The sequence below is a fragment of the Citrobacter sp. Cpo071 genome (assembly GCF_030332765.1).
GTDB lineage: Bacteria > Pseudomonadota > Gammaproteobacteria > Enterobacterales > Enterobacteriaceae > Citrobacter > Citrobacter portucalensis.
Genome location: NZ_JAOWHE010000086.1, coordinates 35,866 through 58,098, shown reverse-complemented (window position 1 = coordinate 58,098; position 22,233 = coordinate 35,866). Strand labels below are relative to the sequence as shown.

The following is a 22,233-nucleotide window of genomic DNA, read 5'->3' as shown; positions in this document are numbered from 1 at the left end:
TGATATCTGGACGTTCTCCTTCCTGAAGCCGGTTTTCTGGCGCTGTTATTAAGCCTTGGGGTCAACGTGTTGACCCCGCTTGCCGTGTTGGTGGGTGTCCGCCAGCGCTGGCAAGGGGTGATGCGCCTTGCAACGGTGGGCGTGTGGGCGCAATTTACCCTGCTACTGCTGGCTTTTGCCATTCTGGTATTCTGCTTTTTGACCAGCGACTTTTCGGTGGTCTACGTTGCTCAGCACAGCTACAGTCTACTGCCGTGGGGATTAAAACTGGCGGCGGTGTGGGGCGGTCATGAAGGATCGCTGCTGCTGTGGGTGCTGTTTCTTTCCGGCTGGAGCGCGCTGTTCGCTTTACGCTATCGGCGTGATACCGACGCGCTGTTTCCGCTGACGCTCAGCGTCCTCTCAATGATTACGGCCCTGCTGCTACTGTTTGTGGTGGTATGGTCCGATCCGTTTGTGCGTATCTTCCCGCCAGCCATTGAAGGGCGCGACCTTAACCCGATGCTGCAACATCTCGGGTTAATCCTCCATCCACCTCTGCTGTACCTGGGTTACGGTGGTTTGATGGTGGCGGCAGGCGTGGCGCTGGCCTCGCTGCTACGTGGTGACTTTAATGCGCAGAGCGCCTGGGTGTGCTGGCGCTGGGCGCTGCCCGGCTGGTGCGCGCTGACGCTGGGGATTATCCTCGGCTCCTGGTGGGCCTACTGCGAGCTGGGCTGGGGCGGCTGGTGGTTCTGGGACCCAGTTGAAAATGCCTCCTTATTACCCTGGCTTTCCGCTAGCGCGCTGCTGCATAGCCTGTATATCACGCGCCAGCGCGGAATCTTCCGCCACTGGTCGCTGCTACTGGCGATCGTCACGCTGATTTTATCGCTGCTTGGGACGCTGATTGTACGTTCCGGCATTCTCGTTTCGGTACATGCTTTCGCGTTGGATAACGTCCGCGCCGCGCCCCTGTTTGCGCTGTTTACCGTGTTGAGTCTGGCGTCGCTCGGGCTGTACGCCTGGCGGGGCCAGCAAGTCCGGCAGAATGCGCGTTTTGGCGGTTGGTCACGCGAGATGCTGATTCTGGTTGCGCTGCTGCTCTTTAGTGCGGTGCTGCTGATTGTGTTGATTGGCACGCTCTACCCGATGATTTACGGGCTGTTCGGCTGGGGACGGCTCTCCGTAGGCGCACCGTACTTTAACCGCGCTACGCTGCCCTTTGGCCTGCTGATGCTGCTGGTTATCGTGCTGGCAACGGTCAGAAGCCGCAACGTGTCTTTCCGCATCCAGCTTCCGGCACTGCTGGCGCATGCCGGGGTGCTGGTGTTTGCGGCGGGGATCGTCTTTTCCAGCGGTAGCCGTCAGGAGATAAGCCTGAACCTGAGCCCTGGGCAGCAGGTTGAACTGGCGGGTTACATTTTCCGTTTTGAGCGTCTCGACCTGGAAGCCAAAGGTAACTACACCAGTGAAAAAGCGCAGATCACGCTGTGGCACAATGAGAAACGTATTGGCAGCCTGCAACCCGAAAGGCGCTTCTATGCCGCGCGCCGTCAACAGATGATGGAGCCGGGGATCCGCTGGAATCTGATGCATGACTGGTACGCGGTAATGGGTGAAAAAACCGGACCTGACCGCTATGCCATGCGTTTGTACGTGCAGACCGGCGTGCGCTGGATTTGGGGTGGGGGACTATTAATGGTCTTTGGCGCGCTGCTGAGCGCATGGCGAGGAAGGAAGCATCCAGAGTTATTGCCTGATGGCGCTGCGCTTATCAGGCCTACGAGTGAAAAGCATGGTAGGCCGGATAAGGCGTTCACGCCGCCATCCGGCAAAACGATGTTACTTGTGGCTTTACTGATTTTTCTACCTTTTACCACCCATGCCCAGGTTGTGGATACCTGGCGCTTTGAAAATCCGCAACAGCAGGAACAAGCGCTGTCCATTGCCAGCCAGCTTCGCTGCCCGCAGTGTCAAAACCAAAACTTGCTGGAATCCAATGCGCCGGTAGCGGTCAGTATGCGCCATCAGGTTTATAGCATGGTGGCGGAAGGGAAAAGCGAAGCTGAGATCACGACATGGATGACCGAGCGTTACGGTGACTTCGTTCGTTATAATCCGCCGCTGAATGAGCAAACGCTGCTGCTGTGGGCGTTGCCGTGCCTGCTGTTATTGCTGGTAGGTGTGGTGGTCTGGCGAGTGAGAAGACGTCAGCATACGGAGGAAGGTGAACAATGAACCAGTCCGAACCGCTGTTACGCCCAATGCCTGTGAAGCGGCTGACCGCTGCGGCGGTGCTGATGGTTGTGGCCTGCATTGGAGGCTACTTGTTGACGCCAAAATGGCAGGCGGTTCGTCAGGAGCAGACGAGACTGGCGGACCCTTTACATGCTTTCTCCGATGAGAATGTTCAGGAAAAACAGTTGCTTTTGCTGCAATCGCAGATTCGCGCTAATCCCCAGGACGGCGTGAAATGGGCGCAACTCGGGGAGTACTATCTTTGGCAAAACGCGTATCATAATGCGCTGCTGGCCTACGAGCAGGCGCTGCGTGTCGGCGGTGAAAATGCTGAGATCTATTCCGCGATGGCAACGGTATTGTATTACCAGGCCGGACAACATATGACGCCGCCCACTCGCGAAATGATTGATAAGGCTCTGGCGCTGGACCCGGCAGAGGTCACCGCGCTGATGCTGTTAGCCTCAGATGCGTTTATGCAGGCAGACTACGCCCAGGCTATTTCAGTGTGGCAAAAGGTTATGGATTTAAACTCGCCTAGGGTGAACCGGGCACAGCTCGTTGACTCTATTAATATGGCGAAGTTATTGCAGAATCGGCAAAAATAAATTTGTTTTTTTTGTGATTTGTATCATTTGGCCTGTTTAAAAAACAGGCAAACGAACAAATGGGCGAAAAAAACTCACACCATGACTTCTTCATTTTTGAACATATTAAAATTCTTTTATAACAAAAAGTTATTCATCAATACCGCGATAAAATTGCATTTTTATGCATAAAATCAGCCAAAAGCCCTGTTCTTAGAGGGTTGCGCGGAATGCCATGCAGATGATAATGATAATAAGCGTTAAAAAACTCCATAAACGAACGCAACACAATTCATACCCTTTCAGTATGTACTATTCCCACACACCGCATGTGGAATAGCGCTCCATCGAGGAAGTCCGTTGTTATGAAAAATTTGAAAGTCAGCCTGGCATGGCAGATTCTAATCGCCATGGTGCTGGGCATTCTGCTAGGGAGTTACCTGCATTACCATAGTGACAGCCGTGAATGGCTGGTTGTAAACCTGCTGTCACCGGCGGGCGATATCTTTATCCATCTGATCAAAATGATCGTTGTGCCCATTGTCATCTCTACGCTGGTTGTCGGTATTGCCGGAGTCGGTGATGCAAAACAGCTGGGCCGCATTGGCGCCAAAACTATTCTCTATTTCGAAGTGATCACCACCGTGGCGATTATCCTTGGGATCACGCTGGCTAATGTGTTCCAGCCGGGTTCCGGGATTGATATGTCGCAACTGGCGACCGTGGATATTTCGAAATATCAAAGCACGACTGCAGAAGTACAGAGCCACGCGCATGGTTTGATGGGGACAATTTTGTCACTGGTGCCGACCAATATCGTCGCCTCGATGGCAAAAGGCGATATGCTGCCGATTATCTTCTTCTCGGTGCTGTTCGGTTTAGGTTTGTCTTCCCTGCCGGCCACTCACCGCGAACCGCTGGTTACCGTGTTCCGCTCTATTTCCGAAACCATGTTTAAAGTGACCCACATGGTTATGCGCTATGCGCCAGTCGGCGTTTTCGCGCTGATTGCCGTTACCGTCGCAAACTTCGGTTTTGCCTCCCTGTGGCCGCTGGCGAAGCTGGTGCTGTTGGTGCACTTTGCCATCCTGTTCTTCGCGCTGGTGGTGCTGGGGATTGTTGCGCGTATCTGCGGTTTGAGCATTTGGATCCTGATCCGCATTCTGAAAGACGAGTTGATTCTGGCTTACTCTACCGCCAGCTCCGAGAGCGTATTGCCGCGTATTATCGAGAAGATGGAAGCCTATGGCGCACCGGCGTCAATCACCAGCTTTGTGGTGCCGACCGGCTACTCATTCAACCTTGATGGTTCAACGCTGTACCAGAGTATTGCCGCGATCTTTATTGCGCAGCTGTATGGTATCGACCTGTCGCTGTGGCAGGAAATCGTGCTGGTGTTGACGTTGATGGTGACCTCGAAAGGGATTGCGGGCGTGCCGGGCGTATCATTCGTGGTGCTGCTGGCTACGCTTGGCAGCGTGGGGATCCCGCTGGAAGGCCTGGCGTTTATTGCCGGTGTTGACCGTATCCTCGACATGGCGCGTACCGCGCTGAACGTGGTGGGTAACGCACTGGCGGTGCTGGTTATCTCCAAGTGGGAACACAAATTTGACCGCAAAAAAGCGCTGGCCTATGAGCGCGAAGTATTAGGTAAGTTTGATAAGACCGCCTTGTAGGCCGGATAAGGCAACGCCGCCATCCGGCAACCTGCTCCGGGTTGCCTGATGGCGCTACGCTTATCAGGCCTACAACGACTACCCGTTGGTTAACTTATCAAACTCTTCGCAGCCGGTATCGAATCCTTCCGTACAGCTCAGATTCAGCCAGTGCAGTGCCTTCTGTTTATTCTTCACGATAAAACCCTGCTCACCGTTTAAGAACATCATTCCGGCCCAGTACTCGGAATAACCGGTGCGGGAAATGGCTGAGCTACGCTTGAAATACCACGTCGCTTTCTCATCATCTGCGGGAATACCCACGCCGTTGGCGTAAATCAGTCCGAGCAGCATTTGCGCGTCGACGGCGGAATCATTTTCCAGGTCTTCGGAGGCGTTTTGCAGCAAGGTAATGGCTTTGGGGTAATCGGTGTGTCCAGCCTGAGTGTTGACCAGAATACGCGCCAGCGTAATTTCCCCAGTTTTACTGCCTGCCTGGGTCGCTTTTTCCGCCAGCGTTTTGGCCTGGGGGTAATCCAGACTGACCGGATTGGTAATCTTAATTTGTGCCAGCAATGCGTAAGCATCGGCATCACCATTGTCGGCGGCTTTTTGCGCCCAATATTCCGCTTTACCCAAATCGCCTGAGCTAAACCAGGTATCAGCGAGGAAATATTGTGCACGTCGGTCTCCGGACTCGGCGGCTTTCAAAAACTGACTACCGGGCTCTTCGGCATGGACAAAGCATGTCATTAACACCATCAAGGCGAAAAGTCGTTTCATCTTATATTTAGATTTAGTGTAGGGAATGAACAGTATAGAGAGATTATGTGCATAAAAAAACGGCCTCCGAATGGAGGCCGTCAGGGGAAGCTTAACCCATCGCGCTTTCGCGCAGGCTGGCTTTCAGCTTGGTGTACTCATCAATGACATACTGCTCGGCAGTGCGCTGATCGGCAATGCGTTCAACGTTTACAGCACAGTACTTGTACTCCGGCGTTTTGGTAATCGGACTTAAGTTCTCGGTTACCAGTTCATTACATGCGCCAATCCACCACTGGTAGGTCATGTAAATCGCGCCTTTGTTTGGACGATCGCTGACTGCCGCACGGGTAATGACCCGGCCTTTACGCGAGTTCACCCACACCAGCTCTTCATCCTGGATGCCCAGGCGTTCTGCGTCGGCGGTGTTGATCTGGGCATAGCCCGGTTCATCCGCCAGCGCGGCCAACGCCGCACAGTTACCGGTCATCGAACGGCAAGAGTAGTGGCCGACTTCACGCACTGTAGACAGTACCATCGGGTACTCCTCAGTGAGTTTGTCGATTGGCGCTACCCAGTCGCAGGTGAAGAACTGCGCCAGGCCGTTCGGGGTGTCGAACTTCTCTTTGAAGAGATAAGACGTACCCTGGTCGGCTTCTGAGGTGTCGCGGCAAGGCCACTGGATATAACCCAGTTCGCCCATTTTCTCGTAAGTGGCACCGTAGAAATCCGGGCACAGATGACGCAACTCGTCCCAGATTTCCTGGGTATTGTTGTAGTGCATCGGGTAGCCCATACGGGTGGCGATTTCACTGATAATCTGCCAGTCCGTTTTCAGATCCCACTTCGGCTCAACGGCTTTAAAGAAGCGCTGGAAGCCACGGTCAGCTGCGGAGAATACGCCTTCATGCTCACCCCATGACGTAGACGGTAAAATAACGTCTGCGGCAGCGGCAGTTTTGGTCATGAAGATATCCTGCACGATGACCAGTTCCAGATCCTCAAAGCCTTTGCGCACTGCGGAGAGTTCAGCATCGGTTTGTAATGGATCTTCACCCATGATGTACGCCGCGCGTACTTCGCCATGCGCTGCACGGTGCGGCAGTTCGCTGATGCGATAACCGGTATGAGCAGGCAGACTTTCCACGCCCCAGGCTTTAGCGAACTTCTCGCGGTTAGCCGGATCTTTCACATACTGATAGCCCGGATAGGTATCCGGCAGCGCGCCCATGTCACATGCGCCCTGAACGTTGTTCTGCCCACGAACCGGGTTAACGCCCACGCTCGGCTTACCGAGGTTGCCGGTCAGCATTGCGAGGCTAGTCAGTGAACGCACGGTTTCCACGCCCTGATAGAACTGGGTAACACCCATGCCCCACAGGATGGCCGCGCTTTTCGCCGTGGCATACATACGTGCAGCCTGACGAATATCCTGCGCGCTAACGCCAGTGATATCTTCGACGGACTCCGGCGTGTAGCCTTCGACGATCTTGCTGTACTCTTCGAATCCTTCCGTACGGGAGGCGACGAACGCCTGGTCGTACAGTTTTTCTTCGATGATGACATGACCCATAGCGTTGAGCAGCGCGATGTTCGAGCCGTTTTTCAACGCGATGTGCATGTCGGCAATACGCGCGGTTTCAATTTTGCGCGGATCGCAGACGATGATTTTCGCCCCGTTACGTTTAGCATTAATCACGTGATTCGCCACGATCGGGTGGGAATCCGCCGGGTTGTACCCGAAGATGAATACTAAATCTGTGTTATCAATTTCATTGATAGCATTACTCATTGCGCCGTTACCGACCGATTGGTGCAGACCTGCAACCGATGGGCCGTGTCAGACGCGAGCGCAGCAGTCAACGTTATTGGTACCAATAACGGCGCGCGCGAATTTTTGCATTACATAGTTGGTTTCGTTACCCGTACCGCGAGATGAACCGGTCGTCTGAATAGCGTCCGGGCCATACTTCGCTTTGATGGCGCTCAGACGACTGGCGACGTAATCAAGCGCTTCATCCCAGGAAACGGATTCCAGTTTGCCGCCACGCTGGCGACGGATCATAGGGGTTTTCAGACGAGGGGTCAGGATCTGGGTATCATTGATAAAATCCCAGCCATAGTAGCCCTTCAGACACAGGGTACCCTGGTTGGTTTTCCCCTGCGCCGCTTCAGCCCGGACGATTTTGCCGTTATCGACCACCAGGTTGATTTTGCAACCTGATGCGCAATATGGGCAAACCGTGACGACTTTTTTCATCGGTCTCGCTCCAGTTAATCAAATCGCGCATACGCGCTTGTCGTTTTTGTTATGCATCTTTTATGCCATGTTTTTATCAGGGGCATTAGTCGATATTACGGGCGAATTTTGCGCAAAACCCTGACGAAAAACAGGCTGTCGTCATATTTGACGTGACGAATCTCCAATACGTGACGCCCCGGCAGTGTGACCGAGGTTATGTTTCCCGCACATCCTTGTGCCTTATCGCTGTCACTCTGTGCAGAATCAATCACACTCATTTAAGTTGGCCAGAAATGGGGAAAAACAATGAAGCCAGCCATACTGGTTGTGGATGATGACATCGCTGTCTGCACGCTTTTACAGGATGTGCTGAGCGAACACGTCTTTACGGTGACCGCCTGTCACACCGGGCAGGAGGCGCTGCGCTGCATTGAGACTCAGCCGGATATCGCTCTGGTATTGCTGGACATGATGTTGCCCGATATCAACGGTCTGATGGTGTTGCAGCAGGTGCAAAAGATGAGACCCGGATTACCGGTAGTCATGCTGACGGGCTTAGGCAGCGAGTCGGATGTGGTGGTCGGACTGGAAATGGGGGCTGACGACTATATCGGTAAGCCGTTCAATGCGCGGGTGCTGGTGGCGCGGGTAAAGGCGGTGCTCAGACGCGTTGGCGTGTTAACGGCAGAAAGCGGCTGCCCGCAAACCACGGGGCTTTCTTTCAATGGCTGGCATCTCGATACCGCCGGTTGCCAGTTACATAATCCCCAGCAGTTGAAGGTGGAGTTGACGCAGGGGGAATACAGCCTGCTGTTGGCGCTGGCCCAAAATGCCCGCCGGGTGCTGAGCCGGGAACAGCTGCTGGAGCTGACGCGCAGCGACAGCGTTGAGGTGTTTGACCGCACTATTGACGTGTTAATCATGCGGCTGCGGCGAAAAATAGAGAACAACCCGCACCAGCCAATGTTGATCAAAACCCTGCGTGGGCTGGGTTATGTGTTTGCCGCCGACGTGCAGCATCACGATAAGGCGGCGTGATCGTGTGCAGTTGCCGGATGCGGCGTAAACGCCTTATCCGGCCTACAAAAGCGATAACAACTCCGTAGGCCTGATAAGCGTAGCGCATCAGGCGTCAGCCATTTCTGCTTTCAACTCTGCCAGCGTCTTCGCGCCATCTATCGCATTCGCGCACAGCAAGCTTGCCCGCGCACAGGCGTGTGCCAACCTGACGCTGTCCGTCAGCGACCAGCGCTCATGACAGCCATACAAAAATCCAGCGCAAAACGCATCTCCCGCCCCGACGCTGCCAACGATCTCCTCCTGCGCCAGGTACTGCGACGGGATCCAGACGCCCGGCAGATCCGGTGCTTCACCCCAGGCACCTTCCGGACAGTGGATCACCACCCGCTGGCGTACACCTGCATCCAATAATTCGCGTGCGGCGGTGGCGATGTGCGCAATATGCAGTTCGCCGTTGGGCTGGCGGATCTCCAGCCCGCTGAACTCCCCGGCTTCCAGCTCGTTAATCACCAGATAGTCGAGATGGCGCAGGGCTGGCATCACCAGCGGTTGATAGCGCGGGTCGCCCTTGCGTGAGACCAGATCCAGCGACGTTTCAAAGCCGTTGTCGCGCATTTGCGCCAGCAGCCGTGCGCTACGCGTCCCGAACTCCTCATCCGGCATGTCCAGACTGTCGAGCAGCAGCAGATATCCCAGATGGAAGATTTTCATCGAGGTATCCAGTTGCTCAAACGCAGGCAGATCGAGTAGCCGATTGGCACCGGGCGAGTGGAAAAAGGTGCGCTGACCGCTGGGATCGGTCATCACCTGCGACATCGACGTGGGGGCGAATGTGGTGCGCTGCACGTGTTGGCGATTAACGTGATACTGCTCCAGCATCGCCATGATGTAGTCGCCGTCGCTGTCCTGACCGATTAACCCCACCGCCTGCAACGGCAGCCCAGTGTGCATTTTTGCCAGCGTCAGCAGCACATTAAGCGGCGCACCGCCCGTGGCGCGTTCGCTACGGGTGATTTCCGCCAGCCAGCCACGTTCCGGCCACTGCACAATTTGATGCACGTGATCGACCAGCATGTTGCCTGCGGCGATAACGCCTTTGCGTTCCATCAGACCCGTCCCGCGCTGCCAAAAATGCGCATCTGTTCCGAAACGGTATCGGTAATGGCCTCTTCAATGCCGAGCAGCAGTTCGGCGAATTCGTCGTACAGCGGCTGGCGATTCGCCATCCGTGTTTCTACCGCCGACAGCGCCGCCTGCGACATGCCGGTATAGAAGTTGATTTTGTGAATGCCGAGTTCAATCGCGCGCTTGAAATCGTCGTCGCTGATGCCGGAGCCGCCGTGCAGTACCAGCGGGATTGCCGCCTGCTGGCGAATGGCGTCCAGACGTGGGAAGTCGAGCAGCGGTTCGCCTTTGTATTTGCCGTGGGCATTGCCAATGGCGACCGCCAGCGCGTCAATCCCGGTTCTGTCGACGAAATCACGCGCCATCATTGGGTCGGTAAATAGCGACTCGTCGGCATGGCCGTACAGCGCGCCGCCCTCATCGCCGCCGACTGCACCCAGTTCGGCTTCCACCGACACGCCGACGGCGTGGCACATCTTTACCACTTCGCGGGTCTGGCGGATATTTTCTTCATACTCCAGCGTGGAGCCATCGAACATCACTGAACTGAACCCTAAGCGTAGTGCCCGAACTACCGACTCAAAGTGCAGGCCGTGGTCAAGGTTTAGCACCACCGGAATGTCATGCCGCGCGGCTTCGAACTTGACCGCTTCGACCAGAGAATCCAGCGAGATATACTTAAAATGTACTTCGGCGATATTGATGATAAACGGCGAACGTTCCTGCTTTGCCGCGGCAAACAGCGCGCGCAGGAAGTGTGAATCCAGAACATTAAATGCCCCTAAGGCATAGTGATGCTCACGGGCATGGGCAAGGCCATCAGCGAGAGATATCAACGGCATAATGCGCTCCTTGGTTAGCGGAACAAGCGATATTCGTTACACAGCACCAGCTGCGCCGGCTCGTCTTCTTCAATGTCGTTATAGCGGGCGATCGGTTGCAAAAAGTGATTATCGTGGTCGTCGTCATTAACAGAAGAAACCTCGCCGACCAGCACGTCGCCAAAACCTTCTTCCGCCCAGAAGCTGTGATACAGGCCCGGCGGCAGGCAGATGCTTTCACCCGGCGTCAGGCGTAACTGACTGCCCGCTGCATGGGTTTGCCGACAGCCGTCAATTACCACGCTGACGTCGGTCTCCTCCGTTTGTTCCCGGATCCCCGCATTCCACAGTTCCACAATTAAATTGCCGCCGCCGCGATTGATAATGTCTTCGCGTTTGCGCCAGTGAAAATGCATCGGCGTGACCTGCGCATCGCGAACATGCATGATTTTCTCGGCGTAGCATTTCTCGTAAGGCATGCCTTTCGGCGAGCCATTACGCAGAGTGAACAGCGTTAACCCTTGCGCGGCGAAATTGTTGCCGCCAAATGCGGTGACATCCCAACCGAGCTTAAGGTCGAACACTTCGCTCCAGGCTGCAGCATCAAGCTTGCGCCATTGGGTCGGGGGGAAGCTGGCAAAAGGGGGGAGATGCACGTCGTGCTGAGAGAAAAACTGGCGCGTGTGGCCAAGGATCTCGTTTATTGCGGAGCGTTTCATCGGCTGAATCCTCCTTAATATAATGCCGGATGGCACCGCGCTTATCCGGCCTACAAATTCATAGCGATCTTGTAGGCCGGATAGGGCATTTTTGCCGCCATCCGGCGTTGTTGTGGCGGGCTATTTAACCGTCCAACCCTTATAACTGCCGACGTTGTTTTTATCGATCATCGTCACCGGGATCAGCACGGGTTCTTTCGGGGCGGGTTTCCCCTGCAATATGTCATAGCCGATTTCGACCGCTTTGGCAGCCATCACCTGCGGATCTTGTGCCGGAGTCGCCACAAATAGTGAGTTTTCGCGCTTCAGCGCTTCTTCACCGTCCGGGGATCCATCTACGCCGACAATAAAGAATTCGCTACGCTGCGCCTGTTTTGCCGCCAGATCGGCACCGATCGCCGTCGGATCGTTAATGGCGAATACGCCGTCGATCTTCGGATTCGCCGCCAGCAGCGCGGTCATGATCTCCAGCCCGCCTTCACGACTGCCTTTGGCGTTTTGGTTATGCGACAGCACCTTGATGTCAGGGTGGCGTTTAAACTCAGTCTGGCAGCCTTCCACGCGGTTCTGGACGGCGGAAACCGGCGGCCCGTTGATGATGACGACGTTGCCTTTGCCTTTCAGGCGGTCGGTAATGTACTTACAGGCCATTTCACCTGCCTGGGTGTTATCGGAGGTAATGGTCGCGTCTGCGCCTTCCGCTGCCACGTCAACGGCAACCACCACGATCCCGGCGTCTTTCGCGCGTTTTACCGCCGGGCCGATGCCTTTGGAGTCGGCAGCGTTAAGGATAATCATGTCGACTTTGGCGGCAATAAAGTTGTCGATCTGCGACACCTGTTGACCCAGATCGTAGCCGCTGGAAACCAGCGTTACTTTAACGCTATCACCTGCCAGCTTGCGTGCTTCCAGCTCCGCGCCTTTGGTGATCTGCACGAAGAACGGGTTGGCCAGATCGCCCACCGTAACGCCAATCGATTTCAGTTCTTTTGCCTGCACAAACGGAGCTGCAGCAAGCAGGGCGCCAGCACAGAGCGCGGTTACTAATGGCTTCAAACGCATACTCGTTTCCTCACGTAGGGTATTGTTGTTATACGCCTGATGGCGCTGCGCTTATCAGGCCTACGAATGAGTAGGCCAGTAAGCTTGTCTATGCACTTTGATGGTGTCGGGTACGGTATTTGTCGATCAGCACCGCTATGATGATCACCGCCCCTTTGATCACCAGTTGCCAGAAATAGGAGACGCCCATCAGCGTCATGCCGTTATTGAGCGTGGCGATTATCAACGCCCCCACCAGCGTGCCGGTGATAGTGCCGATCCCGCCAACAAAGCTGGTGCCGCCGAGGATCACCGCCGCGATGGCGTCCAGCTCGTAACCCATACCTAAGTTGCCGTTGGCGCTATACAGCCGCGAGGCGCTCATCACCCCGCCAAGACCTGAGAGCAAACCGCTCATGCCGTAGACGAACAGCAGCACCAGCCACACTTTGATCCCGGTTAAACGTGCGGCCTGCATATTGCCGCCGACCGCGTAGATATGAACGCCGAGCGTGGTGCGGCGCAGAATGAACCAGCACACCACCACCACCGCCAGCGCAATGACCACCAACCACGGAACCGGGCCGAGATAGTTGTTACCGATCCACTCAAAGCTGATATTGGAGTTAATCACCGTTGTACCGTCGGCCAGCAGATAGGCCGCACCGCGCAGCGCCGTATAGGTTCCAAGCGTGACGATAAACGGCGGTAGTCCGGCAAAAGCGACCAGCGCGCCGTTAAACAACCCCAGCACCAGACCGAGCATCAGCGCCGCCGGAATCGATAGCATGGCAAGCTCAGGAATAAGAGAAACGACCATGGCTGCGACAGCGGTGGTACCGAGAATCGAGCCAACCGAGAGGTCGATCCCGCCGGTCAAAATAATGAAGGTCATGCCAGCCGCCAGCACGATGTTGATCGAGGCCTGACGGGTAATATTCAGCAGGTTACTTTCGGTAAAAAAGTTAGGCGCGATAAAGCCAAATACCGCCACAATCAGGATGAGAATCGGTAAGATGCCGACCGTTTGCATCAGATCGCTCATCAGCATTTTTTTTGCGGAGGCGGATTTCGCCACCTGCTGGGGAGTGGTTGGATTATTCATGGGGCACCGCCTGATGGTGGGAGTCGTTCACGCCGGTTGCCAGCGTCATAATATTTTCCTGGGTAATGCTTTGTCCGTTCAGCTCGCCGGCAATACTGCCTTCCCGCATGACGTACACGCGATCGCTCATACCGACGACTTCCGGCAGCTCGCTGGAGATCATCAGGATCGCTACGCCTTTGCGCGCCATATCGTTCATGATCCGGTAGATCTCGCTTTTGGCGCCGACGTCCACGCCGCGCGTGGGTTCATCGAGGATCAAAATACGTGGGCCGATCGCGACCCAGCGTGAAATCAGCAGTTTTTGCTGATTTCCGCCGGACAGCCCGCCCGCGCGTACCTGTGCGTGCGGCACGCGGATGTTGAGCAGCTTGATGGCGTCATCGGAAATAGCCTGCGCCTTTTTGCGATCGAGCATGCCCCAGTTGGCGTCACGCTCCAGCGTTGCCATGGTGATGTTTTCTGCCGCTGCCAGCTCTAAAAATAATCCCTGTTCTTTGCGGTTTTCCGTCAGAAAGCCAATGCCGTGGTCAATCGCCTCGCGGGGGGAGTGGATCACTACCGGTTCACCGTCTACTTCAATCATGCCGCCGATGGCTTTACGCACGCCAAAAATAAGCTGAGCCAGTTCAGAACGCCCCGCACCGACTAGCCCGGCCAGGCCGACGATCTCCCCGGAGCGCACCAGCAAGCTGCACGGCTGGACTTTATGGCCGTCGGTCAGGTGATGAACATTGAGGCGTGCTTTACCTAAGGGAATGTCGCGCTCTTTGTTGAACAGATCGCTCAACGGACGGCCCACCATCATGCGTACCAGCTCCGAGGCGTTGAGCTTGTCGCGGGTCAGGCTGCCAACATATTGCCCGTCACGCAGGACGCTGACGCGGTCCGAGAGTTCGTACACTTCCGCCATGCGGTGGCTGATGTAGATAATCGCCATCCCCTCATCGCGCAGGCGCATGATCAGTTCAAATAGGCGGTGAGTTTCACGTGAGGAGAGGGCGGCGGTGGGTTCATCCATTACCAGAATGCGGCTGTTACGGTGCAGGGCGCGGGCAATTTCCACCTGCTGCTGTTCGGCGATGGTCAACGTCATCACACGGTCGCTGGCCTTAAACTGGGCACCGAGTCGGTCGATGACTTTCTGCGACTGCATGACCATCTCTTTACGCTGGACCAGCCCGCCGCGCGACAGCTCGCTGCCAAGAAAGATATTTTCCGCTACCGTCAGGTTCGGCGCGAGCTGCATCTCCTGATAAATCAGCGTGATGCCTGCACTAAGCGCATCTTTAGGACCGCGAATATGGAACGGCTGACCGTCAATCAGGATCTCACCGCTGGTGGCGGTATAGGCGCCTGCGAGGATCTTCATCAGGGTGCTCTTCCCCGCGCCATTCTCGCCCATCAGGGCATGAATCTCGCCCGGCCAGACCGTTAAATCGACCCCTTTCAGCGCGTAAAATTTGCCAAACGCTTTAGCAATGTTGCGCATCTCCAGAACCGGTGTCCTGCTCATGGCGGATCTCCTGTGGGGTGGCCGATATCAGCAGTCCATCACAGGAATGTAAATGCAAAATGTCAGAAGCCGTTCATATTTGTCATATTGCGATTTTTCTTCACGGAGCGTGATATGCCGCAACCGGGACGTCACTTTCTCGCCAGTGCGCGCGGACGATTGCTGTTCTTCAATCTGCTGGTGGTGGCTGTCACGCTGATGGTGAGCGGCGTGGCGGTGCTGGGTTTTCAGCATGCCAGTCAGATTCAGGAGCAGGTGCAGCAGCAAACCGTTGACGACATGACCGGCAGCATGAACCTGGCGCGGGATACGGCGAACGTGGCGACGGCGGCGGTGCGGCTGTCGCAGGTGGTCGGGGCGCTGGAATACAAAGGGGAAGCGGAGCGGCTGCAGGAGACGCAAAGGGCGCTGAAGCAGTCGCTGGAACAACTGGCTACCGCGCCGCTGGCACAGCAAGAGCCGGTGCTGGTCGAGCGTATTATCCAGCGCAGTAATGAACTACAAAGAAGCGTAGAAGGGATGTTGCAGCGCGGGCAGCGGCGACACCTGGAGCGTAACGCGTTGCTCAGTTCGCTGTATCAAAATCAAAGCTATTTACGTCATCTGCAAAAGTTGACCGGCGCGCAGGATGATGCGCTGCTGGGGCAGATGGACCGCTTAATTGTTGCCGCCATCGACACGCCCACGCCGCGTTCGGTGGTGAAACAACTGGATGCGGTGATGCCTGCGCTTCCCTTGCGCCATGCTAGTCCGCTGATTAGCGGTATCCTCAACGACTTCAACCAGGAGCTGCATAAGCTGGAGCCGCTCTCTTCCGCGCTGGAGCAGAGCGATTTGGCCATCAACTGGTATATGTTTCATATCAAAGCGCTGGTGGCGATCCTCAACAGCGATATCAATCAGTATGCCTCGCAGGTGGCGCTGATCTCAGAGCAACGGGTGGCGCAAAGCCATCAGGAACTGCAATCCGGCGCGTTGTTTATTTTAGTGTTTGCGCTGCTGGCGGTGGTGATCACCGGTTTTGCCGGGTGGTATATCTACCGTAATCTCGGTTCCAACCTGACGGCCATTTCACGGGCGATGACCCGGCTGGCGCACGGTGAATCAGACGTCAGCGTACCGGCCCTGCAGCGTCGTGATGAGTTAGGCGAGCTGGCCCGCGCCTTTAGCGTCTTTGCCCGGAATACGGCGTCGCTGGAGCACACCACCCGACTGCTAAAAGAAAAAACCAGCCAGATGGAAATCGATCGCACCGAACGTCAGGGGCTGGAAGAAGCGCTGTTGCACAGCCAAAAGCTGAAGGCGGTGGGGCAATTGACGGGCGGATTAGCACATGATTTCAATAACCTGCTGGCGGTTATTATTGGCAGTCTGGATCTGGTGAATCCGGAGTCGCCCGATGCGCCACGGGTAAATCGGGCGCTAAAAGCCGCCGAGCGTGGGGCGTTGCTTACCCAGCGACTGCTGGCCTTTTCGCGCAAACAGTCGTTGCACCCTCATGCGGTGGAACTGAAAACGCTGCTGGAAAATCTGGGCGAACTGATGCGCCACTCTCTTCCGGCCACGTTGACGCTGGAGATTGAAGCCCAGTCTCCCGCCTGGCCCGCGTGGATTGACGTCAGCCAACTGGAAAACGCCATTATCAATCTGGTGATGAACGCCCGTGACGCCACGGACGGGCAGGCGGGCACGATTAAAATCCGTACCTGGAATCAGCGGGTCACGCGCAGCGATGGGCGCAAGCAGGATATGGTGATGCTGGAGGTTGCCGACCAGGGTAGCGGGATGTCGCAGGAGGTGAAAGCCCAGGTCTTCGAGCCGTTTTTCACCACCAAACAGACCGGTAGCGGCAGCGGACTGGGGCTGTCGATGGTTTACGGTTTTGTGCGCCAGTCCGGAGGTCGGGTGGAGATTGAAAGCGCTCCCGGGCAGGGAACGACGGTCAGGCTACAACTGCCTCGTGCCGTTGTGCCGGTGCAGGCTCAGGCAGAACCGGTGGCGGTACATGCGGCGAACAGTGGTGAAAAACTGGTGTTGGTGCTTGAGGATGAAGACGATGTACGCCAGACGTTGTGCGAGCAATTACACCTGCTGGGCTACCTGACGTTAGAGGCTGCAAACGGGGAACAGGCGATGCATATGCTGGCGGCTTCATCCGAGATTGATATTTTTATCAGCGACTTAATGCTGCCAGGTGGTTTAAGCGGCGTGGATGTGGTTAACCATGCTCTGGCACATTATCCGCAGTTGTCCATCCTGCTGATAAGCGGTCAGGATTTACGTCCGGCGCATAACCCGGCGTTGCCGGATGTGGCGCTATTGCGTAAGCCTTTTACTCGGGGAGAGCTGGCGCAGGCGCTGCGGCATTCGCGTAATTGAGATTCCTCCGCTACCCGCGCAAATACGCTTTGATTACCGTGGGGCGAGTTTCTTGATGAGGCTGGTTTTATGCAACGCTCCGCGACATTCCTTCTTTTTAGTTTGCTAATGCTGACCACCGTATCGGCACAGGCGGATATTATCGATGACGCCATTGGTAATATTCAGCAGGCGATTAATGACGCATACAAACCGGACAACGGGCGGGATTATGATGATTCGCGTGATGAAAGCTGGCAGCGCCAGATGAGTGACGACCGGCGCAGGCAATATGACAATCGCCGCCGCCAGTTTGAAGATCGACGTCGCCAACTGGATGACCGTCAGCGCCAGCTCGATCAAGAACGGCGTCAGTTAGAAGACGAAGAGCGCAGAATGGAAGAGGATTACGATCGTTAGCGGTAACGATTAAATTTATGGGTATTTTATCTTTCTGGCAGGGATTTACCTGCTCGCCCAACAGCTCACCATTTTATGTTAATGAATGCACTTGAGCACAGTGCATGTATGCACTACAATCTCTCTATGCTTATGGAAAAGGTGCTGGCAATGGAATGTCTAAATCATTAAATATCAGAAATTTTCGGGATACATGGCTTGAAGATTTTTTTGAACGGGCGACATCGCACAGAAAAATACCTGCGGATATTCACACTGCATTAGCCAGAAAGCTGGATATCATTAATGCGGCTGTTTCGCATCGGGATTTGCGCTCGCCACCCGGTAACAGATATGAAGAGTTAACCGGAAAATTACAGGAATATTCTTCAATCAGAGTAAACAAGCAGTACCGATTAATATTTAAATGGATTAATGGTAAGGCCGAAGATGTGTACTTAGATCCACACATCTATTAGAGAAAACGTAAGGTAACGATATGAAACAGGCATCCAGAAAACCAACGACTGTGGGTGATATCCTGCAATATGAATACCTGGAACCGCTTGATCTGAAAATCAACGATCTGGCTGAAATTCTGCATGTTCACCGCAATACAGTGAGCGCACTGGTCAACAATAATCGCAAATTAACAACGGATATGGCGTTTCGTTTGGCAAAAGCGTTCGATACCTCCGTTGATTTCTGGCGTAACCTACAGGCGGCGGTTGACCTGTGGGAAGTTGAAAATGACATGCGGGCGCAAGAAGAACTGAACCGGATTGTTTCAGTTAAAGATTTTATTGCGCAGCGAGATGTCGGCGCAAAAAAAGTCGCTTAATCATCTGTTTGTAGGCCGGATAAGATGTTTTCATCGCATCCGGCAAATTTCCTTACTCCAGCACAATCTCCATTCCGTCATATCCTGCCTCAAACCCTACTGGTAGCGGATGTTCCATCATCCACAGGTCAAACTGATGGCTGATATGCGTCAGGATCACCCGTGGGCAGTGGATGACGTCGTTCAATGCGATAACGGTGTTTAAATCACAATGATTGCGCGGTGGCTCGGCGCGCGGGGCATGGCTGCAGTCAATGATAATCACCTGAGGCTGGTTATTGTGGAGAAACTTCAACGTCTTGTCGGGAAGTCCGGCGGTATCGGAGAGCCACGCCACGCGGCTATGTGCGGTCTCCAGCAGATAACCAAACGTCGGCTTTGAATGGTTGAGCGGTAGCGGCGTTACCTGCAATCCTTGCAGGTCGAACACCACGAACGGTGCCACGGTATGGCTAAAATCGAGGATGCCGGGATGCTTAAACAGATCGTCGCAACCCTGTTCATCCGGCGGACCGTACACCGGGATGGTCGCCCCGACACCCCAGCGCAACGGAAACAGCCCTTGCACATGATCCATATGATAGTGGGTCAGCAAAAACTGCTGGAAGCTGCCCGCCGGCCAGTCGTCCATCAGATGCGGGATCCCCGCGTCCAGCAGCGTCACCGCATTATTGAACCTGACCACTCCGCTACAAGGGCGTCGACGGTATTGCGCCTGTAAGTGTGCTCGTTGGCAGGCCGCACAGTCGCAGCCAAATGTCGGCACCAGCTGCGCGCCGCCCGTTCCCGTCAGCGTAATGGTCAGACTCATGGCTCCCCCTACAACGGTTTAGTGAAGCGAAAATGGCTCTGGGTATAGCCTTCGCGCTGATAAAAACGGTGAGCGTTAAGGCGTTGAGTGCTGGTGGAAAGCTCGGTCATCTCTGCACCCGCTTCGCGCGCGGTGGCTTCGGCCCAGGCCAGTAACTGACTGCCCACCGTTAATCCTCGCGCCTGCGGCATCACCACCAGTTCCTGTATTTCGCCAATCCAGTTAGCGTGGTGCAGATGAAACTGCAGGTGCAGACCGATCAAGCCGACGACCTGTCCGTCGAGCTGCGCCAGTTGGTAGTGCATATTGGGATCTTGCAGATTTGCGGCGTATCCGGCACTAAAGGCCTGCAGGTCGAATTGACCCTGTTTCAACTCACAGATGAGCGCATAAACCGCATCGGTATCGTATAGCGTAGCGCGGCGTAATTCACAGACAGACATGTTTCTTCTCCTTGCGTCCCATCAGTGTGAGTAGTGTATCGACAGACTGTAGCAAACTTCCATCGTTGTTCAGGACGTGGCAGTCATACGGGGCGTAGCGGGCTGCGCGCTCAAGACGGGCGGCGATTTCCGTTTCGCTCTCCCGTCCACGAGCCTGCAAGCGCTGGCGTAAAATCGCCGGAGAAACCTGTAAGCAAATGGGGAGTAAAGATGTGCCGTAACGGGCCTGCGCCTGGGGCAGATGCGCCCGTGAGCCGTTGACCACCACATCAAAACCGGCGTGTAGCCAGAGGTCAATCTCCACGCCAACGCCGTAGTAGAAGCCATTGGCGTGCCAGCTCAGTGCCAGCAGGTTCTGCCCGGCGCGGGTAAAAAATTCTTGTTCGCTCAGCGCAATATGATTTTCATTCCCGGCGTTGGCGGCGCGGGTGATGTAACGGTGCGCCACCAGCAGTTGCGCCGGTTCCTGCTGGCGGAGTTCGGCCAGCAGACTGTCCTTACCGGAGCCGGATGGCCCCATCAGCCAGATCAGTTTACCCATAGTCAGAATACCCTTTTGCCCTGACGCCAGACGTGGTCGATATGGATGTTGCCGCCTTTGCGGTGTGCCAGCACCAGATCCGCGCGTTTGCCTTCGGCTACAACGCCACGATCGTCGAGATTTAATGCCCGCGCCGGATTGCGGGTCACCAGACGAATGGCCTGCGGCAGGGTAAAGCGGTTGGCGTCGTCATCCGCCACGCGAAATGCCGCGTCGAGCAGGCTGGCGGGGTAGTAATCGGAAGAAAGAATATCCAGTAGCCCCAGCTCAGCCAGCTTATGCGCCGCCACATTGCCGGAATGAGATCCTCCGCGCACGATGTTCGGCGCGCCCATCAGCACGTTCATACCATGCTGGCGCGAGGCTTCAGCCGCTTCGAAGGTGGTGGGAAATTCGGCGATCACGCTGCCAAGCTGGTGCGATTCCAGCACATGATCATGGGTGGCATCATCATGGCTCGCCAGCGCAATCTGGCGCTCACGACACATCTGGGCAATCGCCGTGCGATTGGGCTGTGACCAACGCGCCGCCAGCGCTAACTGTTCTTCTTCATAGCGGGCCATCTGCTCGTCGGTGAGCGAATACTTGCCTTGATAATACTCGCGGTACTTCTCGCGATTGGCGAACTGACGCTGGCCTGGCGAGTGATCCATCAGTGACACCAGCGTTACCGGCTCGCGGCCGACCAGCTTTTCAAACAGCGGCAGGGTAGTGTGATGCGGCAGCTCACAGCGCAGGTGCAGGCGATGCTCGGCGCGATTGACCCCGCGCTTTTGCGTCTCTTCGACCGCATTGATCATCTTCTCCAGATTTTCCAGACGGTCGCCGCCGTCGCGCACATCGCCAATTGCCACCGCGTCCAGCACGGTGGTAATGCCGCTGGCGACCATTAGCGCGTCGTGGCTGCTCATCGCCGAGTGGGCAGGCCAGTCTACCTTCGGGCGCGGGGTGAAAAATTTGTCGAGATTATCGGTATGGAGCTCGATAAGCCCTGGTAACAGCCAGCCGCCTTCGCCGTCCAGCGCCTCAGGTAGGCTGCTCGGACTTTCTGCAAAGGTGCGAATGACCCCGCCCTCGATTTCCAGCGATCCTTGCACCACTTCATCTTCCAGTACCAGCTTTACATTATTGATAATCATGCTGTTGTTCCCATCAGATGCAGACGATCCGCTACGCGGTCGCGCACGGTTTGATCGTGAAAAATGCCGACAATTGCTGCGCCGCGGGCTTTCGCTTCTTCAATCAATGCAACGACGGCGGCGCTGTTTTTGGCGTCCAGCGAGGCGGTAGGCTCATCGAGCAGCAGAATTGGGTAATCGACGATAAACCCGCGGGCGATGTTGACGCGCTGCTGTTCGCCGCCGGAAAAGGTCGACGGCGCCAGGTGCCACAATCGCTCCGGCACGTTCAGGCGGGTAAGCAGGTTAGCTGCTTTGGCTGCACACTCCTCACGGGAGACCCCCAGATCCAGCAGCGGTTGCATCACCACGTCCAGCGCGGAAATCCTCGGGATCACGCGCAGGAACTGGCTCACCCAGCCGATGGTTGAACGGCGAACTTCCAGCACTTTGCGCGCCGGGGCCTGCACCAGATCGACCCATTCATCGCTGTGGCGGATGTGGATGTGTCCTTCATCCGGCAGGTAGTTGGCGTACAGCGAACGCAGCAATGTGGATTTGCCGCTGCCCGAGTGACCGTGCAGCACCACGCATTCGCCGCTTTTAACGTCCAGAGTGGCGTTTTGCAGCACAGGCAGACGCACGCCGTTTTGCTGATGCAGGACAAAGGTTTTACTGACATTTTCAACGCGGATCGCGTTCATTTTTAGCCTCTTTAGACATTTTTGCGTTCAATTGCCTGATGGCGCTTCGCTTATCAGGCCTACAACCAATGCCGCTCCGTAGGCCGGATAAGGCGTAGCCGCCATCCGGCACAAGCGATGCCGCCCCGTAGGCCGGATAAGGCATAGCCGCCATCCGGCACAAGCGATGCCGCTCCGTAGGCCGGATAAGGCATCGCCGTCATCC

The 22,233-nt window shown here is 55.7% G+C and carries 21 protein-coding genes; 8 read left to right on the top strand and 13 right to left on the bottom strand.

Features of this window, described 5'->3' with window-relative positions; translation table 11 throughout:
• Positions 1-6: 6 nt before the first annotated feature.
• The 3 genes from nrfF to gltP all read left to right on the top strand — a co-directional run bounded on the left by nrfF (position 7) and on the right by gltP (position 4,483).
• Entirely contained in the window at positions 7-2,220 is a 2,214-nt protein-coding gene (nrfF, locus tag OGY09_RS22585) for a heme lyase NrfEFG subunit NrfF (protein ID WP_008786936.1), read from the top strand.
• Positions 2,217-2,828, top strand: a complete 612-nt coding sequence (gene nrfG / locus OGY09_RS22580) for a heme lyase NrfEFG subunit NrfG (RefSeq protein ID WP_003826658.1) — start codon at positions 2,217-2,219, stop codon at positions 2,826-2,828. Before nrfF ends, nrfG begins: the two co-directional genes overlap by 4 nt.
• 344 nt (positions 2,829-3,172) lie before the next feature.
• Positions 3,173-4,483, top strand: coding sequence for a glutamate/aspartate:proton symporter GltP (gene gltP, locus OGY09_RS22575; protein WP_020996087.1), 1,311 nt, complete (start codon positions 3,173-3,175; stop codon positions 4,481-4,483).
• Positions 4,484-4,561: 78 nt separating this feature from the next.
• Here gltP and yjcO read toward each other — a convergent pair whose 3' ends face one another.
• A complete protein-coding gene (yjcO, locus tag OGY09_RS22570) occupies positions 4,562-5,245 on the bottom strand; it encodes a Sel1 family TPR-like repeat protein YjcO (RefSeq protein ID WP_032934129.1) in 684 nt (227 codons plus the stop codon).
• Positions 5,246-5,336: 91 nt separating this feature from the next.
• Positions 5,337-7,484: a formate dehydrogenase subunit alpha gene (gene fdhF / locus OGY09_RS22565; protein ID WP_080685907.1), complete on the bottom strand. Its 2,148-nt coding sequence runs from the start codon at positions 7,482-7,484 to the stop codon at positions 5,337-5,339.
• A 288-nt stretch (positions 7,485-7,772) separates the two neighbouring features.
• On the opposite strand from fdhF, the gene OGY09_RS22560 reads away from it, so the two are divergent.
• The gene (locus OGY09_RS22560; protein ID WP_032942111.1) at positions 7,773-8,504 is read left to right on the top strand and encodes a response regulator transcription factor; all 732 of its coding nucleotides are present in this window, start codon (positions 7,773-7,775) and stop codon (positions 8,502-8,504) included.
• A gap of 87 nt (positions 8,505-8,591) precedes the next feature.
• Here the strand turns inward: OGY09_RS22560 and OGY09_RS22555 are convergent, their stop codons facing one another.
• The 6 genes from OGY09_RS22555 to OGY09_RS22530 form a co-directional block, all read right to left on the bottom strand.
• Positions 8,592-9,596, bottom strand: coding sequence for a carbohydrate kinase family protein (locus OGY09_RS22555; protein WP_100247236.1), 1,005 nt, complete (start codon positions 9,594-9,596; stop codon positions 8,592-8,594).
• Positions 9,593-10,453 carry a ketose 1,6-bisphosphate aldolase gene (locus tag OGY09_RS22550; protein ID WP_008786944.1) on the bottom strand — a complete coding sequence of 287 codons (861 nt, stop codon included), beginning with the start codon at positions 10,451-10,453 and terminating at the stop codon, positions 9,593-9,595. Before OGY09_RS22550 ends, OGY09_RS22555 begins: the two co-directional genes overlap by 4 nt.
• Positions 10,454-10,467: 14 nt before the next feature.
• Entirely contained in the window at positions 10,468-11,151 is a 684-nt protein-coding gene (locus OGY09_RS22545; RefSeq protein WP_032942114.1) for a D-lyxose/D-mannose isomerase, read from the bottom strand.
• A 120-nt stretch (positions 11,152-11,271) separates the two neighbouring features.
• A complete protein-coding gene (locus tag OGY09_RS22540; RefSeq protein ID WP_003826688.1) occupies positions 11,272-12,213 on the bottom strand; it encodes an ABC transporter substrate-binding protein in 942 nt (313 codons plus the stop codon).
• Positions 12,214-12,301: 88 nt separating this feature from the next.
• Entirely contained in the window at positions 12,302-13,297 is a 996-nt protein-coding gene (locus OGY09_RS22535; protein ID WP_008786947.1) for an ABC transporter permease subunit, read from the bottom strand.
• Positions 13,290-14,813 (bottom strand): sugar ABC transporter ATP-binding protein, encoded by a 1,524-nt coding sequence (locus OGY09_RS22530; protein WP_003844755.1) that lies wholly within the window; start codon positions 14,811-14,813, stop codon positions 13,290-13,292. The genes OGY09_RS22535 and OGY09_RS22530 overlap by 8 nt, the downstream gene beginning before the upstream one ends.
• A 114-nt stretch (positions 14,814-14,927) precedes the next feature.
• Between OGY09_RS22530 and OGY09_RS22525 the strand changes: the two genes are divergently transcribed.
• The 4 genes from OGY09_RS22525 (at position 14,928) to OGY09_RS22510 (ending at position 18,411) form a co-directional block, all read left to right on the top strand.
• Positions 14,928-17,192: a hybrid sensor histidine kinase/response regulator gene (locus OGY09_RS22525; RefSeq protein ID WP_032942115.1), complete on the top strand. Its 2,265-nt coding sequence runs from the start codon at positions 14,928-14,930 to the stop codon at positions 17,190-17,192.
• Positions 17,193-17,261: 69 nt separating this feature from the next.
• Positions 17,262-17,591, top strand: coding sequence for a DDRRRQL repeat protein YjdP (gene yjdP, locus OGY09_RS22520; RefSeq protein WP_003031807.1), 330 nt, complete (start codon positions 17,262-17,264; stop codon positions 17,589-17,591).
• A 155-nt stretch (positions 17,592-17,746) separates the two neighbouring features.
• Positions 17,747-18,049 carry a type II toxin-antitoxin system RelE/ParE family toxin gene (locus OGY09_RS22515; protein ID WP_032942116.1) on the top strand — a complete coding sequence of 101 codons (303 nt, stop codon included), beginning with the start codon at positions 17,747-17,749 and terminating at the stop codon, positions 18,047-18,049.
• Positions 18,050-18,069: 20 nt separating this feature from the next.
• Positions 18,070-18,411: a HigA family addiction module antitoxin gene (locus OGY09_RS22510; RefSeq protein ID WP_008786950.1), complete on the top strand. Its 342-nt coding sequence runs from the start codon at positions 18,070-18,072 to the stop codon at positions 18,409-18,411.
• Between the two features lie 52 nt (positions 18,412-18,463).
• On the opposite strand, the gene phnP is transcribed toward OGY09_RS22510, so the two are convergent.
• From phnP to phnL, 5 genes are read right to left on the bottom strand one after another with little or no spacing between them, the layout of a single operon-like run.
• Positions 18,464-19,222 (bottom strand): phosphonate metabolism protein PhnP, encoded by a 759-nt coding sequence (gene phnP, locus OGY09_RS22505; protein WP_275399205.1) that lies wholly within the window; start codon positions 19,220-19,222, stop codon positions 18,464-18,466.
• Positions 19,223-19,230: 8 nt separating this feature from the next.
• The gene (gene phnO, locus OGY09_RS22500; protein WP_008786952.1) at positions 19,231-19,665 is read right to left on the bottom strand and encodes an aminoalkylphosphonate N-acetyltransferase; all 435 of its coding nucleotides are present in this window, start codon (positions 19,663-19,665) and stop codon (positions 19,231-19,233) included.
• The gene (gene phnN / locus OGY09_RS22495; RefSeq protein WP_008786953.1) at positions 19,652-20,206 is read right to left on the bottom strand and encodes a ribose 1,5-bisphosphokinase; all 555 of its coding nucleotides are present in this window, start codon (positions 20,204-20,206) and stop codon (positions 19,652-19,654) included. The genes phnO and phnN overlap by 14 nt, the downstream gene beginning before the upstream one ends.
• Before the next feature lie 2 nt (positions 20,207-20,208).
• Positions 20,209-21,345: an alpha-D-ribose 1-methylphosphonate 5-triphosphate diphosphatase gene (gene phnM / locus OGY09_RS22490; protein ID WP_032942122.1), complete on the bottom strand. Its 1,137-nt coding sequence runs from the start codon at positions 21,343-21,345 to the stop codon at positions 20,209-20,211.
• On the bottom strand, positions 21,342-22,028 hold the full coding sequence (gene phnL / locus OGY09_RS22485) for a phosphonate C-P lyase system protein PhnL (RefSeq protein WP_003826708.1): 687 nt from the start codon (positions 22,026-22,028) through the stop codon (positions 21,342-21,344). Before phnL ends, phnM begins: the two co-directional genes overlap by 4 nt.
• Between the last annotated feature and the right edge of the window lie 205 nt (positions 22,029-22,233).

What these genes read in the sequence shown, in the direction of transcription:
- nrfG (WP_003826658.1), top strand. Translation starts at nt 2,217, where the DNA reads ATGAACCAGTCCGAACCGCTGTTACGCCCAATGCCTGTGAAGCGGCTG.
- gltP (WP_020996087.1), top strand. Translation starts at nt 3,173, where the DNA reads ATGAAAAATTTGAAAGTCAGCCTGGCATGGCAGATTCTAATCGCCATG.
- yjcO (WP_032934129.1), bottom strand. Translation starts at nt 5,245, where the DNA reads ATGAAACGACTTTTCGCCTTGATGGTGTTAATGACATGCTTTGTCCAT.
- OGY09_RS22560 (WP_032942111.1), top strand. Translation starts at nt 7,773, where the DNA reads ATGAAGCCAGCCATACTGGTTGTGGATGATGACATCGCTGTCTGCACG.
- OGY09_RS22550 (WP_008786944.1), bottom strand. Translation starts at nt 10,453, where the DNA reads ATGCCGTTGATATCTCTCGCTGATGGCCTTGCCCATGCCCGTGAGCAT.
- OGY09_RS22545 (WP_032942114.1), bottom strand. Translation starts at nt 11,151, where the DNA reads ATGAAACGCTCCGCAATAAACGAGATCCTTGGCCACACGCGCCAGTTT.
- OGY09_RS22540 (WP_003826688.1), bottom strand. Translation starts at nt 12,213, where the DNA reads ATGCGTTTGAAGCCATTAGTAACCGCGCTCTGTGCTGGCGCCCTGCTT.
- OGY09_RS22535 (WP_008786947.1), bottom strand. Translation starts at nt 13,297, where the DNA reads ATGAATAATCCAACCACTCCCCAGCAGGTGGCGAAATCCGCCTCCGCA.
- OGY09_RS22530 (WP_003844755.1), bottom strand. Translation starts at nt 14,813, where the DNA reads ATGAGCAGGACACCGGTTCTGGAGATGCGCAACATTGCTAAAGCGTTT.
- OGY09_RS22525 (WP_032942115.1), top strand. Translation starts at nt 14,928, where the DNA reads ATGCCGCAACCGGGACGTCACTTTCTCGCCAGTGCGCGCGGACGATTG.
- yjdP (WP_003031807.1), top strand. Translation starts at nt 17,262, where the DNA reads ATGCAACGCTCCGCGACATTCCTTCTTTTTAGTTTGCTAATGCTGACC.
- OGY09_RS22515 (WP_032942116.1), top strand. Translation starts at nt 17,747, where the DNA reads ATGTCTAAATCATTAAATATCAGAAATTTTCGGGATACATGGCTTGAA.
- OGY09_RS22510 (WP_008786950.1), top strand. Translation starts at nt 18,070, where the DNA reads ATGAAACAGGCATCCAGAAAACCAACGACTGTGGGTGATATCCTGCAA.
- phnP (WP_275399205.1), bottom strand. Translation starts at nt 19,222, where the DNA reads ATGAGTCTGACCATTACGCTGACGGGAACGGGCGGCGCGCAGCTGGTG.
- phnO (WP_008786952.1), bottom strand. Translation starts at nt 19,665, where the DNA reads ATGTCTGTCTGTGAATTACGCCGCGCTACGCTATACGATACCGATGCG.
- phnN (WP_008786953.1), bottom strand. Translation starts at nt 20,206, where the DNA reads ATGGGTAAACTGATCTGGCTGATGGGGCCATCCGGCTCCGGTAAGGAC.
- phnM (WP_032942122.1), bottom strand. Translation starts at nt 21,345, where the DNA reads ATGATTATCAATAATGTAAAGCTGGTACTGGAAGATGAAGTGGTGCAA.
- phnL (WP_003826708.1), bottom strand. Translation starts at nt 22,028, where the DNA reads ATGAACGCGATCCGCGTTGAAAATGTCAGTAAAACCTTTGTCCTGCAT.